The organism is Corynebacterium sp. HMSC22B11 (assembly GCF_001815965.1).
Taxonomy (GTDB): domain Bacteria; phylum Actinomycetota; class Actinomycetes; order Mycobacteriales; family Mycobacteriaceae; genus Corynebacterium.
Genome location: NZ_KV823470.1, coordinates 72,978 through 93,638 on the forward strand (window position 1 = coordinate 72,978; position 20,661 = coordinate 93,638).

Consider the following 20,661-nt stretch of genomic DNA (forward strand, 5'->3'; position numbering starts at 1 on the left):
GCGGGGTAGGGCTAGTTGCCCACCGGGGTGATCGGCAGGCGCAGCGCGGCCGGGGCGGTGGCAGGAACCATCGGGGAGGCCGGCTCCACGGCCTCGATGCGCTGATATCCCTCGGACTGGTTGGGGCGCGGGTCCGCCTCGCCCTTATTCGGCCACATCGCAGCGGCGCGCTCCGCGTTGGCGGTGATGGACAGAGAAGGGTTCACGCCGGGGTTGGCGGCCATGGACGAGCCGTCGACCACGAAGAGATCCGGCAGCCCCCACACGCGGTGATAGGGGTCCACCACGCCGTCGTCCGGGGAGCTGGAGATTGAACAACCGCCGAGGAAGTGGGCGGTCAGGGGGATGTCGACCACCTCGGACCACACCCCGCCTGCCAGGCCACCCTTGCGCAGGGAGGCCAGGATGCGGGTGGCCTTATTGCCCTCCGGGATCCAGCTGGGGTTCGGCTCGCCGGTGCCCTGCTTGGAGGTCAGCCAGGTGAACTTCCCGAGCGTGCGCGGGTAGGTGGTCAGCGAGTTATCGCGGGACTGCATCACCAGGTTGATCACCGTGCGCTGCGACCAGCGGCGCAGGTTCACCAGGCGAGGGATCTGGCGGAACTGGAGAACCAGCTGGCGGAGGAACTCGAGCACGCGGGGGCGCAGTTTGTCGCCGTCGGTCATGAGGGTCTGCAGCAGGCCCATGGAGTTCGAGCCCTTGCCGTAGCGCACCGGTTCGATGTGGGTATCCGGGGCGGGGAAGTAGCTGGAGGTGATGGCCACGCCCTCGGAGAAATCCCACTCCGGGTCGTACTTCTTGAACTGCGCGCCGAGCAGGGCCTCGGAGTTGGTGCGGGTCATCGTGCCGAGGGAGTCCGGCAGCTGTGGCAGGTTGCCGTTGATCTTCTGCCGGTGCAGTAGGTTCTGGGTGCCCCACGCACCCGCGGCGACGACGACCTTGTCCGCGGTGAATCGGCGGGTCTTCTTCTTGCCCAGCAGGCCTCCCGTGGTCTTCGTATCCACGTTCCAGCCGCCGCCCGGTTTGCGGGTGATGTCGGTGACCGTGGTCAGCGGGTGGACCTCGGCTCCACCCTTCTCGGCGAGGTAGAGGTAGTTCTTCAGCAGGGTGTTCTTCGCCCCGTGGCGGCAGCCGGTCATGCACTCGCCGCACTCGTGGCAGGCGGTGCGCTGCGGGCCTGCGCCACCGAAGTAGGGGTCCTCCACGGTCTGTTTCGGCTTGCCGTTCAGCCCCACCTTTTCGCCGAAGAACACGCCCACCGGAGCCATGCGGAAGGTATCGCCCACGCCGAGTTCCTCGGCGGTCTGCTTCGAGAGTTTGTCCGCCGGGGTCATGGTGGGGTTGGTGACCACACCCAGCATGCGGCGTGCCTGGTCGTAGTAGGGGGTCAGCTCGTCCTTCCAGTCGGTGATGTGTGCCCACTGCTTATTGCGGAAGTACTCGTCCTCGGGCTGGTAGAGGGTGTTGGCGTAGTTCAGCGAACCGCCGCCGACACCGGCGCCGGCGAGGATCATGACGTTGCGCAGCAGGTGGATGCGCTGGATGCCGTAGCAGCCGATCGCGGGTGCCCAGAGGAACTGCTTGAGGTGCCAGGAGTTCTTCGCGAAGTCCTTGTCCGCGTAGCGCTTGCCGGCCTCGAGGACACCGACCTTGTATCCCTTCTCGACGAGGCGTAGGGCGGTGACGGAGCCGCCGAAGCCGGAGCCGATGATGAGGACGTCGTAGTGGGTTGCGGTCATGGCGACCTACCTTCCCGGGTCTGTGGTGCACGCGATGGGTAAACATCGTGGCAAATAAGTATGTCAGGGAACCTATGTTAAAAAGCTGGCCCGGTTTTGTCTGGCGAATGGGCGTTCCGCTCGGCCGCATCCCGTATCTGCCGGGTGTATTAGCATGTCCCTTATGGCTAAGGGCAGGATCCCGGAGCGGGACATCGAGGCGATTCGCGAGGCAACGCCGATCGAGGAGATCGTGGGGGAGTACGTCCAGCTCACGCCCGGCGGCGTCGATTCCATGAAGGGATTAAGCCCGTTCAAGGATGAGAAGACCCCGTCCTTCCACGTCCGCCCGAACAAGGGCTACTTCCACTGCTTCTCTACCGGCGAGGGCGGGGACGTGTTCAGCTTCCTCATGAAGATGGAGCACCTGACCTTCCCGGAGGCCGTGGAGCAGGTCGCCGAGCGCATCGGTTACCGCATCAACTACGAGGGCGGCGGCCCGGGGAGGCGGGAGAAGCCCGGCACCCGCCAGCGACTGGTCGCGGCGAATAAGGCGGCCTTCGAGTTCTACCGGGAGCAGTTCGCCTCGGACGTCCAGGGTGCGGACGTGGCCCGTCAGTTCCTCATCGACCGCGGCTTCACCCAGGAGCATGCGGATCAGTTCGGCTGCGGCTACGCCCCGCCCGGCTGGGACACCCTCACCAAGCACCTGCTGCGCAAGGGCTTCGAGTTCCAGGAGCTGGAGGCCGCTGGCCTATCCCGCATGGGATCCAAGGGGCCGATCGACCGTTTCCATCGCCGCCTGCTGTGGCCGATCCGTTCGGTGGCAGGTGACGTCATTGGTTTTGGCGCCCGTAAGTTGTTTGAGGACGACAAGCTGGGCAAGTACATGAACACCCCGGAGACCTTGCTGTACAAGAAGTCCAAGGTGCTCTTCGGTATCGACCAAGCCAAGCGCAGCATCGCGCAGAAGCACCAGGCCGTGGTGGTGGAGGGCTACACGGACGTCATGGCCATGCACGCCGCGGGAGTGGACACGGCGGTGGCCTCCTGTGGCACGGCCTTCGGCTCCGAGCACCTGGCGATGCTGCGGCGCTTCATGCTGGACGACCGCTACTTCCGCGGCGAGATCATCTACACCTTCGACGGCGACGAGGCCGGCCAGAAGGCCGCGCTGCGCGCTTTCGAAGGGGACCAGCAGTTTACCGGCCGCAGCTATGTCACCGTCGCTCCGGGCGGCCAGGATCCCTGCGATATCCGCCTGGAACGCGGCGACGAGGCGGTGCGGGAGCTGGTCTCCAACCGCATCCCCATGTTCGAGTTCGTGATCCGCACCCTGCTGGAGGGTTACGACACCGCCGCCGTGGATGGCCGTATCCACGCGATGCGGCGGATCATCCCGGTGCTCGCCGGGATTAAGGACGACGCCCTGCGCGACGAGTACTCCCGCCAGGCCGCCGGTTGGGTGGGTTTCGACGACCCGGACGACATCGTGGCCCAGGTGCGCGAGGAGGCCCGGCGCGGCCGGACGGAGAAGCCGAAACTGGAGCTCAAGCGCGGGGCGGCGCGCCGGGAACGGCTCGCGAAGGGTGCCGCTCCAGCAGGTCCGGGCGCGGCGAACCAGGGCGGTGTTCCTGGCGGAGAGGATTCCGGCGGTCACCTGCGGGTCGTGGCGGGCATGGAGCGCCCGGACCCGAAGGACGAGTTGTTACTGGGTATCCGCGAAGTCCTAAAGCTGGGGCTGCAGGAGCCGGAGCTGGCGGGGCAGATCTTCGACCTCATGCCGCCGGAGAGTTTCCTGCACCCGACGTATATCGCGATCGTCAATGCGATGGCCGCGGCTGGTGGTGCCGCCCAGGCCAAGTCCGGTTCGGGGTGGCTGGACGCGGTGAGTAACAACGTGCCGGATGCGATGGGGCAGGCCGTGGTCTCGGAACTCGCGGTGGAGGACCTGCAGTGCCAGCAGGAGCGGCTGCCGTACTATGCCTCGGCGATCATGGCCCGGATGCAGGAACGCTGGGTGAGCAACGAGGTTGCTGAGCTGCGCGCGCAGATGCAGCGGATGCGGCCGGACGAGGACAAGGAGGCCTATATGGCCACCTTCGCCGACCTCACCGCGCTGGAGAAGTACCGGCGCTCGCTCAACGAGCGGGCCAACGCCTACGGGGAATTCACCTTCGGTAACTAAGCCGCCCGCCGCTCCTGGGCTGTACGACGGGCATTCAGCTGGCGGGTCAACGCCGGCGGTGAAGCGGCCGGCGAGCAGCGGAAGAGGGACGAGACCCTAGCTCTAGCGAGCCCTAGCGGGGCTTCTTGGGGGAGCGGGGGCGCTTGAACTCGGACGCGGAGCGTAGCGGACGGTCATTGGGGTGGGCGTCGTCCGGCTCGACGATGCTGTGCCCATCGGCCAGCGAGCTGCGGGTGTTGGCGTTCAGGTCGCGCACCTCGTGCATGCGCGGATCCGGGTCCAGGCGATTGGCCAGGGCCTTGCGGCTGGCACGGAGCGCGGACTGGGCGACCTCAGAGTTGATCGCGGTTTCGTAGCCGCGCCGGATCTGCTCGTAACGGCGCCGCCCGGCCTTGGTTCCCATCAGGTAGCCGGCTGCGGCCCCGACAACGAACTGGATCATGAAGTTCAAGCCCTCCCAAACGTGGTGTGCACTCGGCCACCGCCCGCCCGGGTGTTTGGCTAGCGGTGGAGCTGTGAAAGCCTAGTCTACGTCATAACCCCGCCGCGGGAATCAGCTTCGCCCGAGTGCGAGGGGCCCACATACTACCCGCGCAGCAGCCCCGGGGCGCACCCGCGGAACTTATGCCACAATGGAAAGTGCAAGTCAGCGCCCCGCTGAACGGGTTGACGTCCTAAAAATGACGGAACGTGGCAGCGGTGGCGCCAAAAATTTAGACACAGCAGGAGGAAAGCATGACTCAGAGCGTTAAGGCAGTGGTCTCGCGCGGCAAGGGCGACCCGGTGGAGCTGGTGGATATTCAGATTCCCGCCCCGGGCGCGAACGATGTGGTTGTGCAGGTGCAGGCCTGCGGCGTCTGCCACACCGACCTCGCATACCGCGACGGTGGCATTACGGACGACTACCCCTTCCTGCTGGGCCACGAGGCTGCGGGTGTGGTCTCGGAGGTCGGTGAGGACGTCACCCACGTCGCCGTCGGCGATTATGTGGTCCTGAACTGGCGCGCGGTGTGCGGCGAGTGCCGAGCCTGCAAGAAGGGCCAGCCGCACTACTGCTTCGATACCTTCAATGCTTCGAAGAAGATGACGCTCACTGACGGCACCGAGCTGGAGCCCGCCCTGGGCATTGGTGCGTTCGCGGAGAAGACCCTGGTCCATGAGCGTCAGTGCACCAAGGTGGATCCGGAGGCGGACCCGGCGGCTGCGGGTCTGATGGGCTGTGGCGTGATGGCAGGCCTGGGCGCTGCGGTGAATACCGGTGAGATCCAGCGCGGCGAGTCCATCGCCGTCATCGGCCTGGGTGGCGTGGGCATGGCCGCCGTCGCTGGTGCCGAGGTCGCCGGAGCCAGCACGATCATCGCGATCGACATCTCCGAGGACAAGCTCACGCGCGCGAAGGAGGAGTTCGGCGCGACCCACACCATCAACTCCCGCGGCCTCACCACCGACGAGCTGGTGGAAAAGGTTCAGGAGCTCACCGGCGGTTTCGGCGTGGACGTCGCCGTGGACGCGGTGGGAGTCCCGGAGACCTTCAAGCAGGCCTTCTACATCCGCGACCTGGCTGGCCGCGTGGTGCTGGTAGGCGTGCCGACCCCGGAGATGACGCTGGAGCTGCCGTTCCTGGACGTGTTCTCCCGCGGTGGCGCCCTGAAGTCCAGCTGGTACGGCGACTGCCTGCCGGAGCGAGACTTCCCGACCTATATCGACCTCTACCGCCAGGGCCGTTTCCCGCTCGACCGCTTCGTCGACGAGCGCATCGGCATCGCGGACGTGGAGGCCGCCTTCGAGAAGATGCGGGGCGGCGAGGTCATGCGCTCCGTGGTGGAGTTTTCCTAAAAACCCCTTGCTGCGGGGTTCGCAGCGCTGTGTTACCGGGGTACTGGCACCCCAATGAAGGAGAAGAATCATGAGCGATAACGCGATTAAGGACATCATTTCCCCAGGTCAGCTCTCTGGCGCGGGCGAGAAGCTGCGCGTGACCCGGGTGATCACCAACGGCACCTTCGCCCTGGACGGCGGCGAGTGGGACGTGGAGAACAACATCTGGGTCATCGGTGATGATAAGGAGTGCTACATCATCGACGCCGCCCACGAGCTGGACCCGATCCGGGAGGCGGTCGACGGCCGCGAGGTCAAGGCTATCCTGTGCACCCACGCGCACAATGACCACATCACCGTGGCGCCGGAGCTCTCCCAGATCTTCGGCGCGGACATCTACGTCCACCCGGCGGACCGCGTGCTCTGGGACCAGAGCTACCCGGACCTGGAGCCGAAGAAGCTGGCCGACGGCGACGTCTTCGAGGTAGGCGGCGTGGAGCTCAAGACGATGAACACCCCGGGGCACTCGCCGGGCTGCTGCGTGTTCTACGTGCCGGCCGCGGACGTGCTGTTCTCCGGCGACACGCTGTTCAACGGTGGTCCGGGTGCGACGGGGCGTTCCTTCTCGGACTTCGACACGATCATCGAGTCGATCAAGACGAAGCTGCTGACGCTGCCGGCGGAGACGAAGGTGCTCACCGGCCACGGCGATTCCACCGCCATCGGGGACGAGGCCCCGCACCTGGACGAGTGGATTAAGCGCGGCTACTAGTGCGCTGGATCGGGGCCTTAGGGGTCTCGGTCGAGGGGCCGTGGGGATTCTTCCCGCGGCCCCTTTTCCTCGTCTTTGGTGTGTCTTTTTGCGTTTTACCGTGCCACTGCGGAACCCCTTGCCTCATACCCCCAGGGGGTATAGGGTCGGTGGTGGAAAGGGGATGGAAAACTTGTCTCAACACCAAGACAGCTCGGCCACCGAGGTGGGCGCCATCGGGGCAGCCCAGCCAGTTCTCGACCTGGACTACCAGATCACTGGCATGACCTGCGCTTCGTGCGCGAACCGGATCGAGCGCAAACTCAACAAGCTGGACGGGGTGACCGCCTCCGTCAACTACGCCACGGAGAAAGCGCACGTCGAGCAGGACGGCGCCGCCGAGGCAGTGACGGATGAGCAGATCCGGGAGATCATCGCGGACATGGGCTACGAGGCCCAGCTCTCGCAGCCGCTGGCTTCCCAGCCTGGCGCCGGTGACCCGCAGGGCGGGGCCGGCGAACAAGGGGCGGCGGACGCACCTCGGTCAGAGGCCGAACCGACGTCCCAAACCCCAGCGGAGCAGGCGGCAGAGCGTGAGCTGGAGGGCCTGCGCAACCGCCTGATCGGGTCCCTGTGGCTGGCGATCCCGGTGATCGTGCTGGCCATGATTCCGAACCTGCAGTTCACGAACTGGCAGTGGCTCTCGCTGACGCTGGCCGCGCCCGTGATCGTGTGGGCCGGTTACCCGTTCCACCGCGCAACCTGGCTGAACATCAAGCACGGCGCGGTGACGATGGACACCCTGATCACCGTGGGCACGGGGGCGGCCTTCCTGTGGTCGCTGGTCGCGCTATTCTTTGGCACCGCCGGCGAGCCAGGCATGAGCCACACCTGGAACCTGTTTAATGCCCACAGCGACCCGATGGGGGATATTTACCTCGAGGTCGCCGCGGGCGTGATCATGTTCGTCCTGGCGGGGCGCTACTACGAGAAGCGCGCGAAGCATCGTGCTGGCGAGGCGCTGCGTGCGCTGAGTGAGCTGGGTGCAAAGGATGTTGCCGTCGTCGATGACGCCCAGGGTGGCAACGAGCGCCGCATCCCGATCGGCCAGCTGGCTGAGGGTATGTACTTTGTGGTGCGCCCGGGCGAAAAGATCGCCACGGACGGGCGAGTGGTGGCAGGAAGCTCCGCAGTGGACGAGTCCATGCTGACCGGCGAATCCGTGCCGGTGGAGGTCGCCCCGGGTGATGGGGTGACGGGCGCGACCGTCAACGCATCGGGCCGACTGATCGTTGAGGCCACCCGTGTGGGCTCCGATACCCAGCTGGCGCAGATGGCCAAGCTGGTGGAGCAGGCGCAATCCGGCAAGGCCGATGTGCAGCGGCTGGCCGACCGGGTGTCCGCGGTGTTCGTGCCGGTGGTCATCGCCCTTGCAGTCATCACGTTGGTCGCCTGGCTCCTGATCACGGGTGATGTGGGTGCCGCGATGGCCTCGGCCGTGGCAGTGCTGATCATCGCCTGCCCGTGTGCGCTGGGCCTTGCCACCCCGACCGCCCTATTGGTCGGTACGGGCCGGGGTGCATCGATGGGCGTGCTGATCCGCGGGCCGGAGACCCTGGAGCAGACCCGTGGCGTGGATGCCATCATTCTGGATAAAACCGGCACCATCACGACCGGCGAGATGACGGCTACCGAGGCCTGGCTCGCGCCGGCTGCGGACTCGATCGCGGATGGTTCCGGCAAGGCCGGGTTCAGCGAGGCGGACCTGTGGCGCATCGCCGGAGCGGTGGAGAATCACTCCGAGCACCCGATCGCCCAGGCGATCGCCGAGCGTGCCCGCAAGGAAATCGGCGGCGAACTGCCCGAAGCGGAGGACTTCGAGTCCGTCCCGGGTCGCGGCGTGACCGCCACCGTCGACGGCGTGACCGTTCAGGTCGGACGCGGCTTCGAGACCTCCGACGGCACCACCGTTGGCGCCGAGATCGTCGAGCGCAGCGGGCTGGGCGGCACCGTGGTTCCGGTGCTCGTCGCCGGTCAGCTGGCTGGTGCGGTCGCCGTCGAGGACGCGGTGAAGCCGGACAGCGCGGAGGCCATTGCTCAGCTTAAGGAGCTGGGCCTGGAACCGATGCTGGTCACCGGTGACAACGAGCAGGTCGCACGTGAGGTCGCCGACCTCGTGGGGATTAACCCCGACAACGTGCGGGCGGGCGTGATGCCCGCCGATAAGGTCACTGCGGTCAAGGATCTGCAGGCCGAAGGCAAGCGCGTGGCGATGGTTGGCGATGGCGTCAACGATGCCGCCGCGCTGGCCCAGGCGGACCTCGGTATCGCCATGGGCACGGGGACGGACGTGGCTATCGAGGCCGCGGACATCACGCTCGTGCGCGCCGAGATGAGCGCGGTGGTGGACTCCATCCGCCTGTCGCGCAAGACCCTGCGCACCATCAAGATGAACCTGTTCTGGGCCTTCGCCTATAACGTCGCGGCGATCCCGCTGGCCGCCTTCGGCCTGCTGAACCCGATGCTGGCGGGTGCGGCCATGGCACTGTCCAGTGTGTTCGTGGTCTCGAATAGCCTGCGACTGCGTGGCTTCAAGTCCATCCAGCCTGAGGTTGAGGAGAAGTAGTCACCATGGATAATCCGAAGCCAGCAACCAAGAGCGACTGCCACGCGCCACAGCACGGCGAGCCCGCGGCCAATGGCAAGGTTGATCACAGCGAGAAGCCGCTCAGCGGCCACGGCGACCGGGCCAAGCTGATCGCGCGGCTGAAGCGCATCGAAGGCCAGGTGCGCGGTGTGCAGCGGATGGTCGCCGAGGAGGAGTACTGCATCGACGTGCTCACCCAGATCGCGGCACTGCAGTCCGCACTCAAGGGGGTGGGGCTGGTGCTGCTGGAGGAGCACATGGCGCACTGCGTGGTGCAGGCCGCCCGCACCTCGGATCAGGCGGTGGAGGAGAAGCTGGAGGAAGTGTCGCAGGCGATCGCGCGCTTCACTCGCTAACTGCCTAAGGGCGGGGTGAAGGATACGAAAACCCCGGCGGGGCTGGTGCTCTTTCCAAGCTGCCGGCCCGCCGGGGAGCCGCCCCGCGTCGGGCGGCGAATGATTCTTTGTGGGACCAGCGGGGCTCGAACCCGCGACCAGCGAATTATGAGTTCGCGGCTCTAACCGACTGAGCTATGGTCCCGCCACCAGGTCATTGAACCATACCGTAGCCTTAAAGCCGATATTCCGGGTCTGACCTGCTGATTTGGTGCTTATAGGCTTGCTGGGTAGAGTGTCTATTCGTTGCCAAGATGGCATATTCCCCCATAGCTCAATGGCAGAGCACTCGACTGTTAATCGAGCGGTTGCTGGTTCGAATCCAGCTGGGGGAGCGACACTATAACCCAGGGCCCGCAAGCCCTGGGTTTTCTTCTTTTCTACCGTCCTGTGAACCTGTTCCCAGTACCGGGCTGGGGGGTGGTGCCAAGATTTGGTGGACGGGTTAAGCCTTAGTAAGCTTCCTCCTGAGCATTCCCCCATAGCTCAATGGCAGAGCACTCGACTGTTAATCGAGTGGTTGCTGGTTCGAATCCAGCTGGGGGAGCAAAAAGGCCCAGGCTTTAAAGCCTGGGCCATATTTCTTTCCACAGCCGGGGCGCATGCTGGGAGGGGTACGCGCCACCGCGCTAACCGGAGCTAGCGGGAACTATCGTCTTCGCTGTCCGCGTCTTCCTTGGAGTGTTCCTCTGTGTCCGAATCAGAATTAGATCCGGAGACACGTTCAGTCCAGTAGTCCTCCATCGCTCGGGCATCGTTGGCGATCTCCGCCTCTGCCTCGGCCCGGGCCTCAGCGTCAGCGATGGCCTGCTCGAACTCTTCCCGCTCGATCTGTGCGCCGGCCTTCTCTTTCAGCTTGTGGACGATGTAGTCCTCCGAGGCATTGTCGGTGTACCAGGTGTGGAAGGACTCGTCCTCCACGTCCACGGCTTCAGCAGCACCCTGGCCCTCCGGCACCTGGGTGGCGCCGAAGATGAAGTGGCCATCGTGTTCGTCCAGGCCCCGGCGCACGCCCCGGTCGATCGCCTCCACGGCGAAACGACGCCGTAGCATCACCGGGTCATTGTGCAGGTCCTTCGCCCACGCGACCATCACGCCGATGAGGATTACCGCGAACGGCAGAGCACAGGACACCATGATGGACTGCAGGCCGGAGAGGGCATCGTCGCCACCGGCGAGAAGCAGGAACAGGGCGACCGAACCCAGGGCGGTCCCCCAGACGATCGTTACCGGCAGGGATGGGACCGGCCGACCGCTCTGGGACATCGAACCCATCACGTTCGTCGCGGAGTCCGCGGCCGTGTTGAAGAAGATGATGATCGCTACCAGTCCGATGATGCTCACGAAGCCGGAGAACGGCAGCTTGTCGATGAGGTCGAACATGACGTTCTCGCCCGAGCCCTTGATCTCGATCGGGTCGCCGTTGAGGGTGCGCCAGATGGTGGTGCCGCCGAAGACGACGAACCAGGCGATAGACAGGCCCGACGGGACGAGCAGCACCACGGTGACGAACTGGCGCAGAGTGCGGCCCTTGGAGATCTTCGCGATGAACATGCCCACGAACGGGGACCAGGAGATCCACCAGGCCCAGAAGAGCATGGTGTAGGCGGTGACGAACTCCTTCTCCACCGGGCCCTCGGAGGGGTTGGTGGACATCATGTCGATGAAGTTCTGGATCAGCTGCATCACCGTGACCGGCAGCAGGTCGAAGATGAACAGCGTTGGGCCGGTGATCAGCACAAATAGGCCCAGAGCGATGACCAGACCCATGTTCGTATTCGACAGGATGCGGATGCCGCGCTTGACCCCCGAGGTCGCCGAGATGATGAAGACCACGGTGAGGATGGAGATGATCGCCACCACCACGCCGTCGCCCTCCAGGGGCTTGCCGGTGATGATCGAGGTGCCCGTGCGGATCTGCAGAGCGCCGATACCCAGGGAGGTCGCGGTGCCAAAGAGGGTGACCAGCACGGCGAAGATGTCGATGATCCTGCCCGTGACCCGGTTATTCGGGTCGGTGATTAGCGGCTCGAAGAGCGAGGAGATCAGCGGCAGGCGCCCACGGCGAAAGGCGGCATAGGCTAGCGACCCGCCGACCAGCGCGTAGACCACCCACGGCAGGGAAGCCTGGTGGAGGATCGCGGCGGTCAGCGCTGGGAACACGGCGTCCTGCGTCCCCGCTTCCACGCCAGCAAACGGTGGCGGGTTGAGGAAGTGCGTCAGTGGCTCCATCGGGCCGTAGAAGATCAGGCCGATGCCCAGGCCCGCGGCAAAGAGCATGGAAATCCAGGCGAAGGTGGAGAACTCGGGCTCGGAATCATCCGCTCCGAGCCGAATCTTGCCCGTTGGGCCAAGACCCACGACCAGCAGGAACACCAGGGCGGCGATCATGATCGTGGTGAACATCCAGCCGAAGTGCACGACCCCCCACTCGCGCATCGCCCCGCCGGTCTCGGCGAGGTTTTCGGGTGCGATGATCGCCCATGCCAGCACGCCGACCGCGGCGAGGAGCGCCACGGCGAAGACCGGCTTGTTGGTTTTGAACTCCGCGTCGGTGTTTTCGACGTCGATGCCGGGGATCAGGGCCGGGTGAATGGAGCGCTCACCGCTGGAGGCCTTCGCCAGGGCGGTGCGGGCGCGCCTGGTCATCGCGGCCTGGGTTTCGCGGCGGCGGGCACGTTCCTGGTGGGCACGCTCGGCAGCTCGCTGCGCGCCGGCTGCAGCTGCTTCCTTACGCCGCTCTGCGGCTGCCTGTTCGGGCGGCAGCCCTTGGGGTTTGTCTGACATGGTGGGGCCCTTCCTCACACTTGCTCGCTGAAATGTGTAGTGATTTCGGCATAAATGCGTTCAGTGTAGTGAAGGCGGGGGCTGGCGTCCCCGAAACGCCGGTTATGAACCGGTTCTGGATTGTCGACCGGTTATGGGGCTGCGCCGGATGCTTGAACCATGCCGCAGCCGGGTGCGTGGCGCGGGCGAAGTGGCTAGCTGTGTGCTCCGGCCAGTCGCGGCGCGCTGCTGTCCACATTCGGCGGAAGGTTGGGTTCCTCCTGGACGCCATTGCTGGTCGCCCGGGTGGTGACGGAGCCGGTCGTACCCTGCGCGGTGCGGTAGGTGACCTGGACGGCGCCGTCCCCGAGGCGTTGAATTCCGGTGACGGCGGTGATCAGCCGCGGTTGCGGGGAGTTTACCGGGTTGCCGTTGTGATAGAACAGCACGGCTTCCTTTGGCCCGTCGTGCTCGCCGGCGATGTGGATCCAGGACAGCGTCTTGCAGGGGTTATAGCGGTTCGCCTTCAGCGTGTAGTGGAAGCTGCCGCCGCCAGCCATCGGGATGGTGGTGTTGTTCAGCGGTGGGGCGCTGCGGTTGCGGCAGTTGTAGTCCGGCGCGCTCGGCGCCGGCGTTCTTGGGGTGTTTGCCGCCGCGTTGCTGCGGTCGGGTTGTGGCGCACCGTTGTGGGGCGACGTCGCCGGCTCCGGCGTGCCCCCGTGTGCCGGGTCGGTATCGCTGGCCGTGGTGGGGTTGGGGGCGGCGTCGCTGCTTGACGTGCTGGGGGAGGCGTCGCTGCTCGTCGTCGTGGGCTGAGCACTCGAGGAGGTTGCGGAGGTCTGCCCGGTGGGTTCTTCTTCCTCCGAGCCGCAGGCGGTCGCGGTGGCGAGCAGGGGGAGGGTGCACGCCAGGAAAAGTAGCTGGCGGGACCGGGATCGGGCAGGTGTTGGGTGGGCCACGATCGTCTCCTTCCTCTGGGCCTGCTGAACAGCGGCGTTAACCACACGACGTTAATCTCACGGTGTTGATCACGCAGTGCTGGTCTCACGGTGCTGAACGCGCGGGGTGAGCTGTTGTGAAAGCCAGTGTAACGGCCGGGGGTGTGGCGCGGGTATGTCAGGTTGCTTGGGTGCATCGCGTTGTCTGCCCCGTGCGCTAACTTTAGGGGCATGACGAAGCCACAGAATCACCACTCTGATGACCCCGGCGCCGAGGGCGGGGACGCCTCGGGCCCGCAGCCACCGCAGTACCGCCGCCCCGGGGATACCCCAGCCGGCGATGGTGCCGGACAGCCGGGCGCCAACCCTTGGGCTCAACCGGGCGCTGGCCCGTCCGCGCAACAAGGCTCCGGTCAGTGGGGGCAGCAGGATCCGGGCCAGTGGGGACAGGCTGGCGCCGGGTATGGCGCTGGTGCATCCCAGCAGTGGGCGCAGCAGAACCCCTATGGCGCCCAGGGGCAGGCTGGCCAGTGGCAGGGACAGGGCTATAACAACCAGGGATACGGTGGGCCGAACTACGGCAACCAGGGCTACCCGGAGCAGAGCTACGCGGGCCCGGGTGGAGAGTGGCAGGGCCAGGGTTACGAGAACCAGGGCTATCAGGAGCAGCCGGAGGAGAAGTCCAACGGGCGCAACATCCTGATCATCGTGCTGCTGGTCCTGGCGCTGTTGGCTGCCGTGGCCTTCGCTGCCTTCTGGTTCACCGGCAAGCCAGGCGAAGGGAAGAGTTCCGAGCAGACCACCGTGAGTTCGTCCGAGGCAACGGATGCCCGTGGCACCGAGGACGAGGACGCCGACGCTCAAGGGGACGACCGCGACGATGACGAGGACGCCAACCGCGGGGACGATGACAAAGACACCGACGATGAGGCCGAGTCCCGTCCGAAGAATCCGCGCCTCCCGGGGTACGCGACCCCGGTGAACAGCTCGGCGCGGAGCTCGAACCCGGGCGGCGACCTGAATAGCGTCTGGAAGTCCGGCCCGACCAGCGATAGCTTCGCCCTCGCTGTGCGCGATGCCTACGTGGACGCCTACCTGGACGGCGACGAGGACGAGTTCAACCACGTGGTCGAGGCCTATAGCGATGTCACGGGCACCAGCTACACCATGAGCTGCCGCGATAACGGCGAGTACGTGCACTGCACCGGTGGAAACGACGCCAATGTCTACATCGCTTAACCGGCGCGCGGCGATCGCGGGAACCGTCCTGGCCACCGGTCTGGGGTTGGCGTCCTGCACCATTCCCACCGACCACCGGGAAGAGGAGGAATCGACCGTGGCGCAGACCGGCCCTCGCGAGGCCGTGGGGCCCAAGCCCACGCGCGGGGCGGAGCCGGGCCGGGACGGGGAGCGGCGCGGGCCGCAACCGACAGGGGAGGAGACCGCGGAGGGCGCACCCATCGACCAGGCGAAGCTTGAGGCGATCGTCCAGGAGGTCTCGACACGCTTTGGTGCTCAGGTTGGCGTGAGCCTCGGCAGCGGTGCCGGGGCCGTGCAGGCCGGCGCGCTGCGGGGCGAGTCCGAGCCAGCGTGGTCGACGATCAAGGTGCCGTTAGCTATCGCCGCGCTGCGCTCCGGGGGAGGGGATAACTCCGCCGCCGCCCGGGCCATCCAGTCCTCGGATAACGCCGCGGCGGAGCGGTTGTGGGCATCGCTCGGCGGTGGGGCTGCTGCGGCCGATAAGGTTGGGGCGGTGATCCGCGAATACAGCGGGCAGGAGGTGTCGGTGCAGCCAACCGTCACCCGCCCGGGCTTCAGCGCCTACGGGCAGACCCGGTGGTCGCTGGCGCAGCAGGCCGACTTCGCCGCAGGCCTGGCGGAGGGCGCGGGGCAGGACCCGGCCGTTGGTGAGGTCTACCGGCTGATGGGGCAGATCATGCCCGGGCACGCCTATGGCATCGGTCAGCTATCGGGGGCCGCCTTCAAGGGCGGTTGGGGGCCGGACGAAACCGGGGGCTATTTGGTCCGCCAGTTCGGCGTGGTGCCGGCAGGTGCGTTTGCTGGTGGCGGAGCTGGGGACGGCAGCGCCGCCGCAGCGGACGCTGTGGTGCCGATCGCGATCGCCGTGCGCGCTGCAGACGGGTCTTACGAGACCGGCCAGCAGGTGCTCAACGCGATCGCACAGAAGCTCAGCGCTGGGGTGTAACCGCGGGGGCTCAATCGCCGAAGTTGAGCCGCCGGGCCCGCGCCTCCTGGGAGTTGCCGGGCCCCAGCCCCCGGGAGGGCCGGGTTCAAGCGAGGCCCAGCCACGAATGCCCGGGCAGGCCTAGTCGGCCATCGCCTCCCACAGCTGGGCGTTGAACTCCGGCCACCGGTCCTTGGACCAGTCGCCGAAAGGCTCGTCGGTGAGCACCACCGCGGCCAGCCCCTGGTCCGGGGCGAACCACAGGAAGGTGCCGGACTGCCCGAAGTGCCCAGCCACCGTGGCGGGCATGTTCTCGCCCATCCAGTGGGGGTGCTTCTCCCCGTGAATCTCAAAACCCAGGCCCCACGGGCACGGGGTCTGGCGCCCGTAGCCAGGCACCACGCCCACCAGGTCGGGGAACTGTACAGTCAGTGCCTCGGCCACGGTCTGCCCTGCGAGCAGCTTCGGGCGCAGGAACTCCTCGGTCAGGGTGGTCACCGCGGACGCCGAGGCGCTGAAGCCGTGGCCAGCGGAGCCCTCGACGGTGATCTCGATGCCCAACGGCTCGCAAATGCCAAGCCTCACGTACTCCGCGAAGGACATCTCGGTGGCCTGCTCGATGAAGCTGGCCAGCACCTCGTAGCCCGCCGAGGAGTAGATGCGCCGGGTGTGCGCCGGGCGCATCTGCCGGTGCTTCCGGAACTCGATACCGGAGGCGTGGGAGAGCAGCTCGCGAACAGTCGGGGGCTCCTCGAAGGAGGGCACCAGCTCGGCCGGAACCTTGTCATCCAGCTCGAAGGCGCCCTCCTCGACGGCCATTAGGGTGGCGTAGGCGGTGATGAGCTTCGAGACGCTGGCCAGCTGGAAGACGTGCTCCATGTCGCCGTGGGTAACGACGTCAGCCTCGCCTCCCGTGCCGTCGGCGTCGTCCCCACCCCCGAGCGTGATGGCCGCGGCCGCCACGTTCTTCACCGGCCAGTCCGCGACCTGGTTGAGCACATCCGTGATTGCGGAATCAGTCATGCTTACTCGCAAATGTCCTTTCTCGGTGCTGTCCCGTCGCCGTCTAGTTGCCCGCCTGCCGGGCCTCGATGAGCTCGGCGAATTCCTTCACCGTCATGCTGGCCTGCAGGTCCATCTCGTCGATGCGCACCCCGAACTTATCCTCAGCCTGGGTGATGATGTCGATCCGCGACAGCGAATCGATCGCCAGGTCCTCCTCGATCCGGGCATCTGGGGTGATCTCCTCCAGGGGCAGGCCCGAGGCGGCCTCGATGATGCGGGCCAGCCCGGCAGCCACTCCGGCCTCCTCGGCGGGAGCCTCCGCGGCCTTAGCCTTCGCAGCGGACCCCGAAGCCTTCGCAGCGGGTTCCTCACCTGCCGCGCCGACCGAGCCGCCGAGGGCTGCGGCGAGCTTGGCCTTCGCGTCCTCGGAGAGGCCGGATTGCGGGGTGGCAGAAGAATTCTCGGGCATTGCTTACCTTCCTGAACGTCCTAAACTTCCTGAACCTTAAGCCTTCGTCGGGTCGCCGACGTTCAGGTCCTCGGCGGCCTTGATGGCGATCTGCCGATCAATCTTTCCCTCACGAGCCAGGCTGAGCAAAGTAGCAACCACGATGGACTCGGTGTCGATGTTGAAGTACCGGCGGGCGGCGGCGCGGGTATCGGAGAAACCAAAGCCATCGGCACCCAGGTTGATGAAATCACCCGGCACCCAGCGGCGCACCTGCTCGTGCAGCGCGGTAGCGAAGTCGCTGACCGCGATGAACGGGCCGTCGTAGCCCTCCAGCACCTGCTGGATATACGGTGTGCGCGGCTCCTCGCCCGGGTTGCGCAGCTCCTCCAGCCCGGCCTCCTGGCCGTCGCGGGCCAGCTCGTTCCAGCTGGTTACGGAGAAGATATTGGTGTTGACCCCGTACTCGGCGAGCATCTGCTTTGCGCGGATGGCCTGGCCCATGCCCACACCGGAGGCGAGGATATTCGCGGTGTGCTCCAGTTCCTCGGCCTCGCCCGCGTCCCCGGTGATGCCCTCGTCGATGCCGACCAGCTTGTCCGCCGGGCTCCACAGGTAGATGCCCTTGAGCAGCCCCTCGACGTCCAGGTTCTCTGGCTGGGCAGGCTGGTGCATCGGCTCGTTGTAGACGGTGAGGTAGTAGATGACGTCCTCGCCCTGGCCGTCGCCGTCCGGGCCGGAGCCTTCGCCGTACATGCGCTGCACGCCGTCGCGCAGGATGTGGGCGATCTCGTAGGCGAACGCCGGGTCGTAGGTCACGACGGCCGGGTTGGTGGTCGCCAGCACAGGGGAGTGGCCATCCATGTGCTGCAGCCCCTCGCCGGTCAGGGTGGTGCGCCCGGCGGTCGCGCCGATCAGGAAACCGCGGCTCATCTGGTCGGCGGCCGCCCAGATGGAGTCCCCGGTGCGCTGGAAGCCGAACATCGAGTAGAAGATGTACAGCGGGATCATGGCCTTGCCGTGGGTGGCGTAGCTGCTGCCGGCGGCGATGAAGCTGCCCACGGAACCGGCCTCGGTGATGCCCTCGTGGAGGATCTGGCCGTCCTTGGCTTCCCGGTAGCTCAGCATGAGGTCGTGGTCCACTGGGGTGTAGTTCTGCCCGTGGGTGTTGTAGATCTTCAGCGTCGGGAACCAGGAATCCAGGCCGAAGGTGCGCGCCTCGTCCGGGATGATTGGCACCAGGCGCTCGGCCATGGTCTCGTCACGCATGAAATCTCGCACGATGCGCACCAGCGCCATGGTGGTGGCGACCTTCTGCTTGCCGGAGCCCTTCAGGGCGCTGCGCATCGTCTCCACCTCGGGCACGGCGAGCGGCTCGAAGCGCTGGCGGCGCTCCGGCAGGAAGCCGCCGAGCTCCTTGCGGCGGTTGAGCATGTACTCGATCTCCGGGGCGTCCGCGCCGGGGTGGTAGTACGGCGGCAGCTCCGGGTCCTTCTCCAGCGTCTCGTCGCTGATGGGGATGTCCTGCTTGGTGCGGAACTGCTTCAGGTCCTCGAGGCTGAGGCTCTTCATCTGGTGGGTGGCGTTGCGGCCCTCGAAGTTGTGGCCCAGGCCGTAGCCCTTGATCGTGTGCGCGAGGATGACGGTCGGCTGGTCCTTCGTCTCCATCGCGCGGGCGTAGGCGGCGTAGATCTTGCGGTAGTCGTGGCCGCCGCGGGGCAGCGCCCAGATCTCCTCGTCGCTCATGTCCTCGACGAGCTTCTTGGTGCGGGGGTCGCGGTTGAAGAAGTGCTCGCGGACGTAGGCGCCGTCGTTGGCCTTGAAAGTCTGGTAGTCGCCGTCCGTGGTGTTGTTCATGACGTCGACGAGCGCGCCGTCCTTATCCTTTTCGAGCAGTTCGTCCCACTCGCGGCCCCAGATGACCTTGATGACGTTCCAGCCGGCGCCGCGGAAGAAGCTCTCCAGCTCCTGGATGATCTTCGTGTTGCCGCGGACTGGCCCGTCGAGGCGCTGGAGGTTGCAGTTCACGACGAAGGTGAGGTTGTCCAGGTTGTGCAGGGCGGCCATCTGGATCGCGCCGCGGGATTCCGGCTCGTCCATTTCGCCGTCGCCGAGGAAGGCCCAGACGTGCTGTTCGGAGGTGTCCTTCAGGCCGCGGTCGTGCAGGTAGCGGTTGAAGCGTGCCTGGTAGATCGCGTTGAGTGGTCCCAGACCCATGGAGACGGTGGGGAATTCCCAGAACTCGGGCATGCCGTGCGGGTGCGGGTAGGAGGGCAGGCCGACCTCTGGCTTGGAGGCCTCCTGGCGGAAGGCGTCCAGCTGTTCTTCGCTGAGGCGGCCCTCGAGGTAGGCGCGGGCGTACATGCCGGGGGAGGCGTGGCCCTGGAAGAAGATGTGGTCGCCGCCGCCGGGGTGGTCCTTGCCGCGGAAGAAGTGGTTCAGTCCGACCTCGTAGAGGGGAGCGGCGGAGGCGTAGGTGGAGATGTGCCCGCCCACCCCGATGCCGGAGCGCTGGGCGCGGTGCACCATCACCGCCGCGTTCCAGCGGGTCCAGCGACGGTAGCGCTTCTCCATCTCCTCGTCACCGGGGAACTCCGGTTCCATGGTGGTGGGGATGGTGTTGACGTAGTCGGTGGAGGTCAGCGGCGGCAGGGGAACGCGCTTGGCGGTGGCGCGCTCGAGGAGGCGGAGCATGAGGTAGCGGCCGCGGTCCGGGCCGGCGTTGTCGAGCAGCCCGTCCAGGGAGTCCATCCACTCCTGGGTTTCCTCCGGGTCGCTGTCGACGAGGTAGGACGCCACCCCGTCGCGGATGTTGCTGAAGTGGGTGTCCTCACCGACGCTGGGTGTGCGGCGGTCCTCGGAGTCTGATTGTGGCTTGTTGGCCATGGCGTGCCTCCTCGCTCAAGGGGTTGTTCTTTCTCCCCAGCCTACGTATTCAGGGTCGGTGGTGGGAGGGCGTGATGGGTGGCTTGGCGCGGTACGGGCACGGTACTGGCATGGCGCTGGCGATGAGTGGGCGCGGAGTGCCGCAGGCAACGTGGCGGAGCTTTATCCGCGGGGAGGGGAAGATGGGCGGGGAGAATCGTGAAAAATGTGTCCCACCTTAAGGTCTGCTGTGTTAGCTTGGGTCACATTAGATGATCAGCAAGGAGCTGGTCTTGAGCTACACCAGAAAGGTTTTTCACAACAGTGGGTAACACTCCCAGCGCCCCAGTCCGCGACGAGAAAGGCTCGGAGGGACTGAATTGCGCAGAGCTGCTGGAGGTCTCCAGCGGCACGATCATTCAGGAGCTCGGCTGGGATGAGGACTGCGATTCCTCGATCAGCGAGGCCCTCGAGGACGCAATCGGCGAGGAATTGCTGGGCCCGGATACCGACGAGCTCGTTGACGTGGTGCTGTTGTGGTGGCGCGAGGAGGACGGCGACCTGGTCGACGGGCTGATGGACGCCAACCGTTCCCTGAGTGAGGACGGTCGCGTCTGGGTGCTGACCCCGGCGCCAGGCCTGAAGAACTCTATTCAGCCGGGTGAGGTCGCGGAGTCCGCGCAGCTGGGTGGCATGGTGCAGACCGGTTCGGAGCGTCTGGGGGACTGGCAGGCTGCGTGCCTGGTCGCGCGCGGTGCGAAGCGCTAGCCCTGGGCCTATTTGCCCCGCCGGGATGGCTGGGCTAATCTCTCTAGCTGTTGCGCGCTCTTAGCTCAGCTGGAAGAGCAACTGGTTTACACCCAGTAGGTCGGCGGTTCGAACCCGTCAGAGCGCACCGAGTCAAACCCTTGCGAACAGTAGGTTCGTGAGGGTTTCT

Annotated in this window: 15 protein-coding genes and 4 tRNA genes; 11 read left to right on the forward strand and 8 right to left on the reverse strand. The window is 66.2% G+C overall.

Going from position 1 to position 20,661, the window contains the following annotated elements; all coding sequences use genetic code 11:
- Window positions 1-11 precede the first annotated feature (11 nt).
- On the reverse strand, window positions 12-1,739 hold the full coding sequence (locus tag HMPREF3088_RS00805; RefSeq protein WP_070757674.1) for an FAD-dependent oxidoreductase: 1,728 nt from the start codon (window positions 1,737-1,739) through the stop codon (window positions 12-14).
- A 163-nt stretch (window positions 1,740-1,902) separates the two neighbouring features.
- Between HMPREF3088_RS00805 and dnaG the strand changes: the two genes are divergently transcribed.
- Complete coding sequence (gene dnaG / locus HMPREF3088_RS00810) at window positions 1,903-3,906, forward strand: DNA primase (RefSeq protein ID WP_371441274.1); 2,004 nt, start codon at window positions 1,903-1,905, stop codon at window positions 3,904-3,906.
- Window positions 3,907-4,018: 112 nt separating this feature from the next.
- Here dnaG and HMPREF3088_RS00815 read toward each other — a convergent pair whose 3' ends face one another.
- Window positions 4,019-4,348 (reverse strand): hypothetical protein, encoded by a 330-nt coding sequence (locus tag HMPREF3088_RS00815; protein ID WP_070757814.1) that lies wholly within the window; start codon window positions 4,346-4,348, stop codon window positions 4,019-4,021.
- Window positions 4,349-4,641: 293 nt separating this feature from the next.
- On the opposite strand from HMPREF3088_RS00815, the gene HMPREF3088_RS00820 reads away from it, so the two are divergent.
- From HMPREF3088_RS00820 to HMPREF3088_RS00835, 4 genes are all read left to right on the forward strand, one after another.
- On the forward strand, window positions 4,642-5,742 hold the full coding sequence (locus HMPREF3088_RS00820; RefSeq protein ID WP_070757678.1) for an S-(hydroxymethyl)mycothiol dehydrogenase: 1,101 nt from the start codon (window positions 4,642-4,644) through the stop codon (window positions 5,740-5,742).
- Between the two features lie 70 nt (window positions 5,743-5,812).
- Window positions 5,813-6,496 (forward strand): MBL fold metallo-hydrolase, encoded by a 684-nt coding sequence (locus HMPREF3088_RS00825; RefSeq protein ID WP_070757680.1) that lies wholly within the window; start codon window positions 5,813-5,815, stop codon window positions 6,494-6,496.
- 163 nt (window positions 6,497-6,659) lie between these two features.
- Entirely contained in the window at window positions 6,660-9,101 is a 2,442-nt protein-coding gene (locus HMPREF3088_RS00830) for a heavy metal translocating P-type ATPase (RefSeq protein ID WP_246817968.1), read from the forward strand.
- Between the two features lie 5 nt (window positions 9,102-9,106).
- Complete coding sequence (locus HMPREF3088_RS00835; protein ID WP_070757682.1) at window positions 9,107-9,478, forward strand: metal-sensitive transcriptional regulator; 372 nt, start codon at window positions 9,107-9,109, stop codon at window positions 9,476-9,478.
- Between the two features lie 110 nt (window positions 9,479-9,588).
- On the opposite strand, the gene HMPREF3088_RS00840 is transcribed toward HMPREF3088_RS00835, so the two are convergent.
- Window positions 9,589-9,662, reverse strand: a tRNA-Ile gene (locus HMPREF3088_RS00840).
- A gap of 118 nt (window positions 9,663-9,780) precedes the next feature.
- On the opposite strand from HMPREF3088_RS00840, the gene HMPREF3088_RS00845 reads away from it, so the two are divergent.
- Window positions 9,781-9,852 (forward strand) — tRNA-Asn (locus HMPREF3088_RS00845).
- 140 nt (window positions 9,853-9,992) lie between these two features.
- Window positions 9,993-10,064, forward strand: a tRNA-Asn gene (locus tag HMPREF3088_RS00850).
- 92 nt (window positions 10,065-10,156) lie between these two features.
- Here the strand turns inward: HMPREF3088_RS00850 and HMPREF3088_RS00855 are convergent.
- Together HMPREF3088_RS00855 and HMPREF3088_RS00860 are read right to left on the reverse strand one after the other, a co-directional pair.
- The gene (locus tag HMPREF3088_RS00855; RefSeq protein ID WP_070757684.1) at window positions 10,157-12,304 is read right to left on the reverse strand and encodes a BCCT family transporter; all 2,148 of its coding nucleotides are present in this window, start codon (window positions 12,302-12,304) and stop codon (window positions 10,157-10,159) included.
- 194 nt (window positions 12,305-12,498) lie between these two features.
- Entirely contained in the window at window positions 12,499-13,242 is a 744-nt protein-coding gene (locus tag HMPREF3088_RS00860) for an LppP/LprE family lipoprotein (protein ID WP_070757818.1), read from the reverse strand.
- Between the two features lie 210 nt (window positions 13,243-13,452).
- Here HMPREF3088_RS00860 and HMPREF3088_RS00865 point away from each other — a divergent pair, with 210 nt between their 5' ends.
- Window positions 13,453-14,460 (forward strand): hypothetical protein, encoded by a 1,008-nt coding sequence (locus HMPREF3088_RS00865; protein WP_246817969.1) that lies wholly within the window; start codon window positions 13,453-13,455, stop codon window positions 14,458-14,460.
- Window positions 14,444-15,427, forward strand: coding sequence for a serine hydrolase (locus tag HMPREF3088_RS00870; protein ID WP_070757686.1), 984 nt, complete (start codon window positions 14,444-14,446; stop codon window positions 15,425-15,427). Before HMPREF3088_RS00865 ends, HMPREF3088_RS00870 begins: the two co-directional genes overlap by 17 nt.
- Before the next feature lie 120 nt (window positions 15,428-15,547).
- Here the strand turns inward: HMPREF3088_RS00870 and HMPREF3088_RS00875 are convergent, their stop codons facing one another.
- Genes HMPREF3088_RS00875 through aceE form a run of 3 tightly spaced genes read right to left on the reverse strand, consistent with a single transcriptional unit; the run spans window position 15,548 to window position 19,745 of the window.
- On the reverse strand, window positions 15,548-16,429 hold the full coding sequence (locus HMPREF3088_RS00875; RefSeq protein WP_070757687.1) for a serine hydrolase domain-containing protein: 882 nt from the start codon (window positions 16,427-16,429) through the stop codon (window positions 15,548-15,550).
- A 43-nt stretch (window positions 16,430-16,472) separates the two neighbouring features.
- A complete protein-coding gene (locus HMPREF3088_RS00880) occupies window positions 16,473-16,880 on the reverse strand; it encodes an acyl carrier protein (protein ID WP_070757689.1) in 408 nt (135 codons plus the stop codon).
- Window positions 16,881-16,916: 36 nt separating this feature from the next.
- Window positions 16,917-19,745 (reverse strand): pyruvate dehydrogenase (acetyl-transferring), homodimeric type, encoded by a 2,829-nt coding sequence (aceE, locus tag HMPREF3088_RS00885; protein WP_070757691.1) that lies wholly within the window; start codon window positions 19,743-19,745, stop codon window positions 16,917-16,919.
- Window positions 19,746-20,048: 303 nt separating this feature from the next.
- Between aceE and HMPREF3088_RS00890 the strand changes: the two genes are divergently transcribed.
- A complete protein-coding gene (locus HMPREF3088_RS00890; protein ID WP_070757692.1) occupies window positions 20,049-20,492 on the forward strand; it encodes a DUF3052 domain-containing protein in 444 nt (147 codons plus the stop codon).
- A 54-nt stretch (window positions 20,493-20,546) separates the two neighbouring features.
- Window positions 20,547-20,619 (forward strand) — tRNA-Val (locus HMPREF3088_RS00895).
- Window positions 20,620-20,661: the final 42 nt, after the last annotated feature.

Coding starts and splice junctions, on each gene's coding strand:
- HMPREF3088_RS00805 (WP_070757674.1), bottom strand. CDS start 1,739: ATGACCGCAACCCACTACGACGTCCTCATCATCGGCTCCGGCTTCGGC.
- dnaG (WP_371441274.1), top strand. CDS start 1,903: ATGGCTAAGGGCAGGATCCCGGAGCGGGACATCGAGGCGATTCGCGAG.
- HMPREF3088_RS00815 (WP_070757814.1), bottom strand. CDS start 4,348: ATGATCCAGTTCGTTGTCGGGGCCGCAGCCGGCTACCTGATGGGAACC.
- HMPREF3088_RS00820 (WP_070757678.1), top strand. CDS start 4,642: ATGACTCAGAGCGTTAAGGCAGTGGTCTCGCGCGGCAAGGGCGACCCG.
- HMPREF3088_RS00825 (WP_070757680.1), top strand. CDS start 5,813: ATGAGCGATAACGCGATTAAGGACATCATTTCCCCAGGTCAGCTCTCT.
- HMPREF3088_RS00830 (WP_246817968.1), top strand. CDS start 6,660: ATGGAAAACTTGTCTCAACACCAAGACAGCTCGGCCACCGAGGTGGGC.
- HMPREF3088_RS00835 (WP_070757682.1), top strand. CDS start 9,107: ATGGATAATCCGAAGCCAGCAACCAAGAGCGACTGCCACGCGCCACAG.
- HMPREF3088_RS00855 (WP_070757684.1), bottom strand. CDS start 12,304: ATGTCAGACAAACCCCAAGGGCTGCCGCCCGAACAGGCAGCCGCAGAG.
- HMPREF3088_RS00865 (WP_246817969.1), top strand. CDS start 13,453: ATGACGAAGCCACAGAATCACCACTCTGATGACCCCGGCGCCGAGGGC.
- HMPREF3088_RS00870 (WP_070757686.1), top strand. CDS start 14,444: ATGTCTACATCGCTTAACCGGCGCGCGGCGATCGCGGGAACCGTCCTG.
- HMPREF3088_RS00875 (WP_070757687.1), bottom strand. CDS start 16,429: ATGACTGATTCCGCAATCACGGATGTGCTCAACCAGGTCGCGGACTGG.
- HMPREF3088_RS00880 (WP_070757689.1), bottom strand. CDS start 16,880: ATGCCCGAGAATTCTTCTGCCACCCCGCAATCCGGCCTCTCCGAGGAC.
- aceE (WP_070757691.1), bottom strand. CDS start 19,745: ATGGCCAACAAGCCACAATCAGACTCCGAGGACCGCCGCACACCCAGC.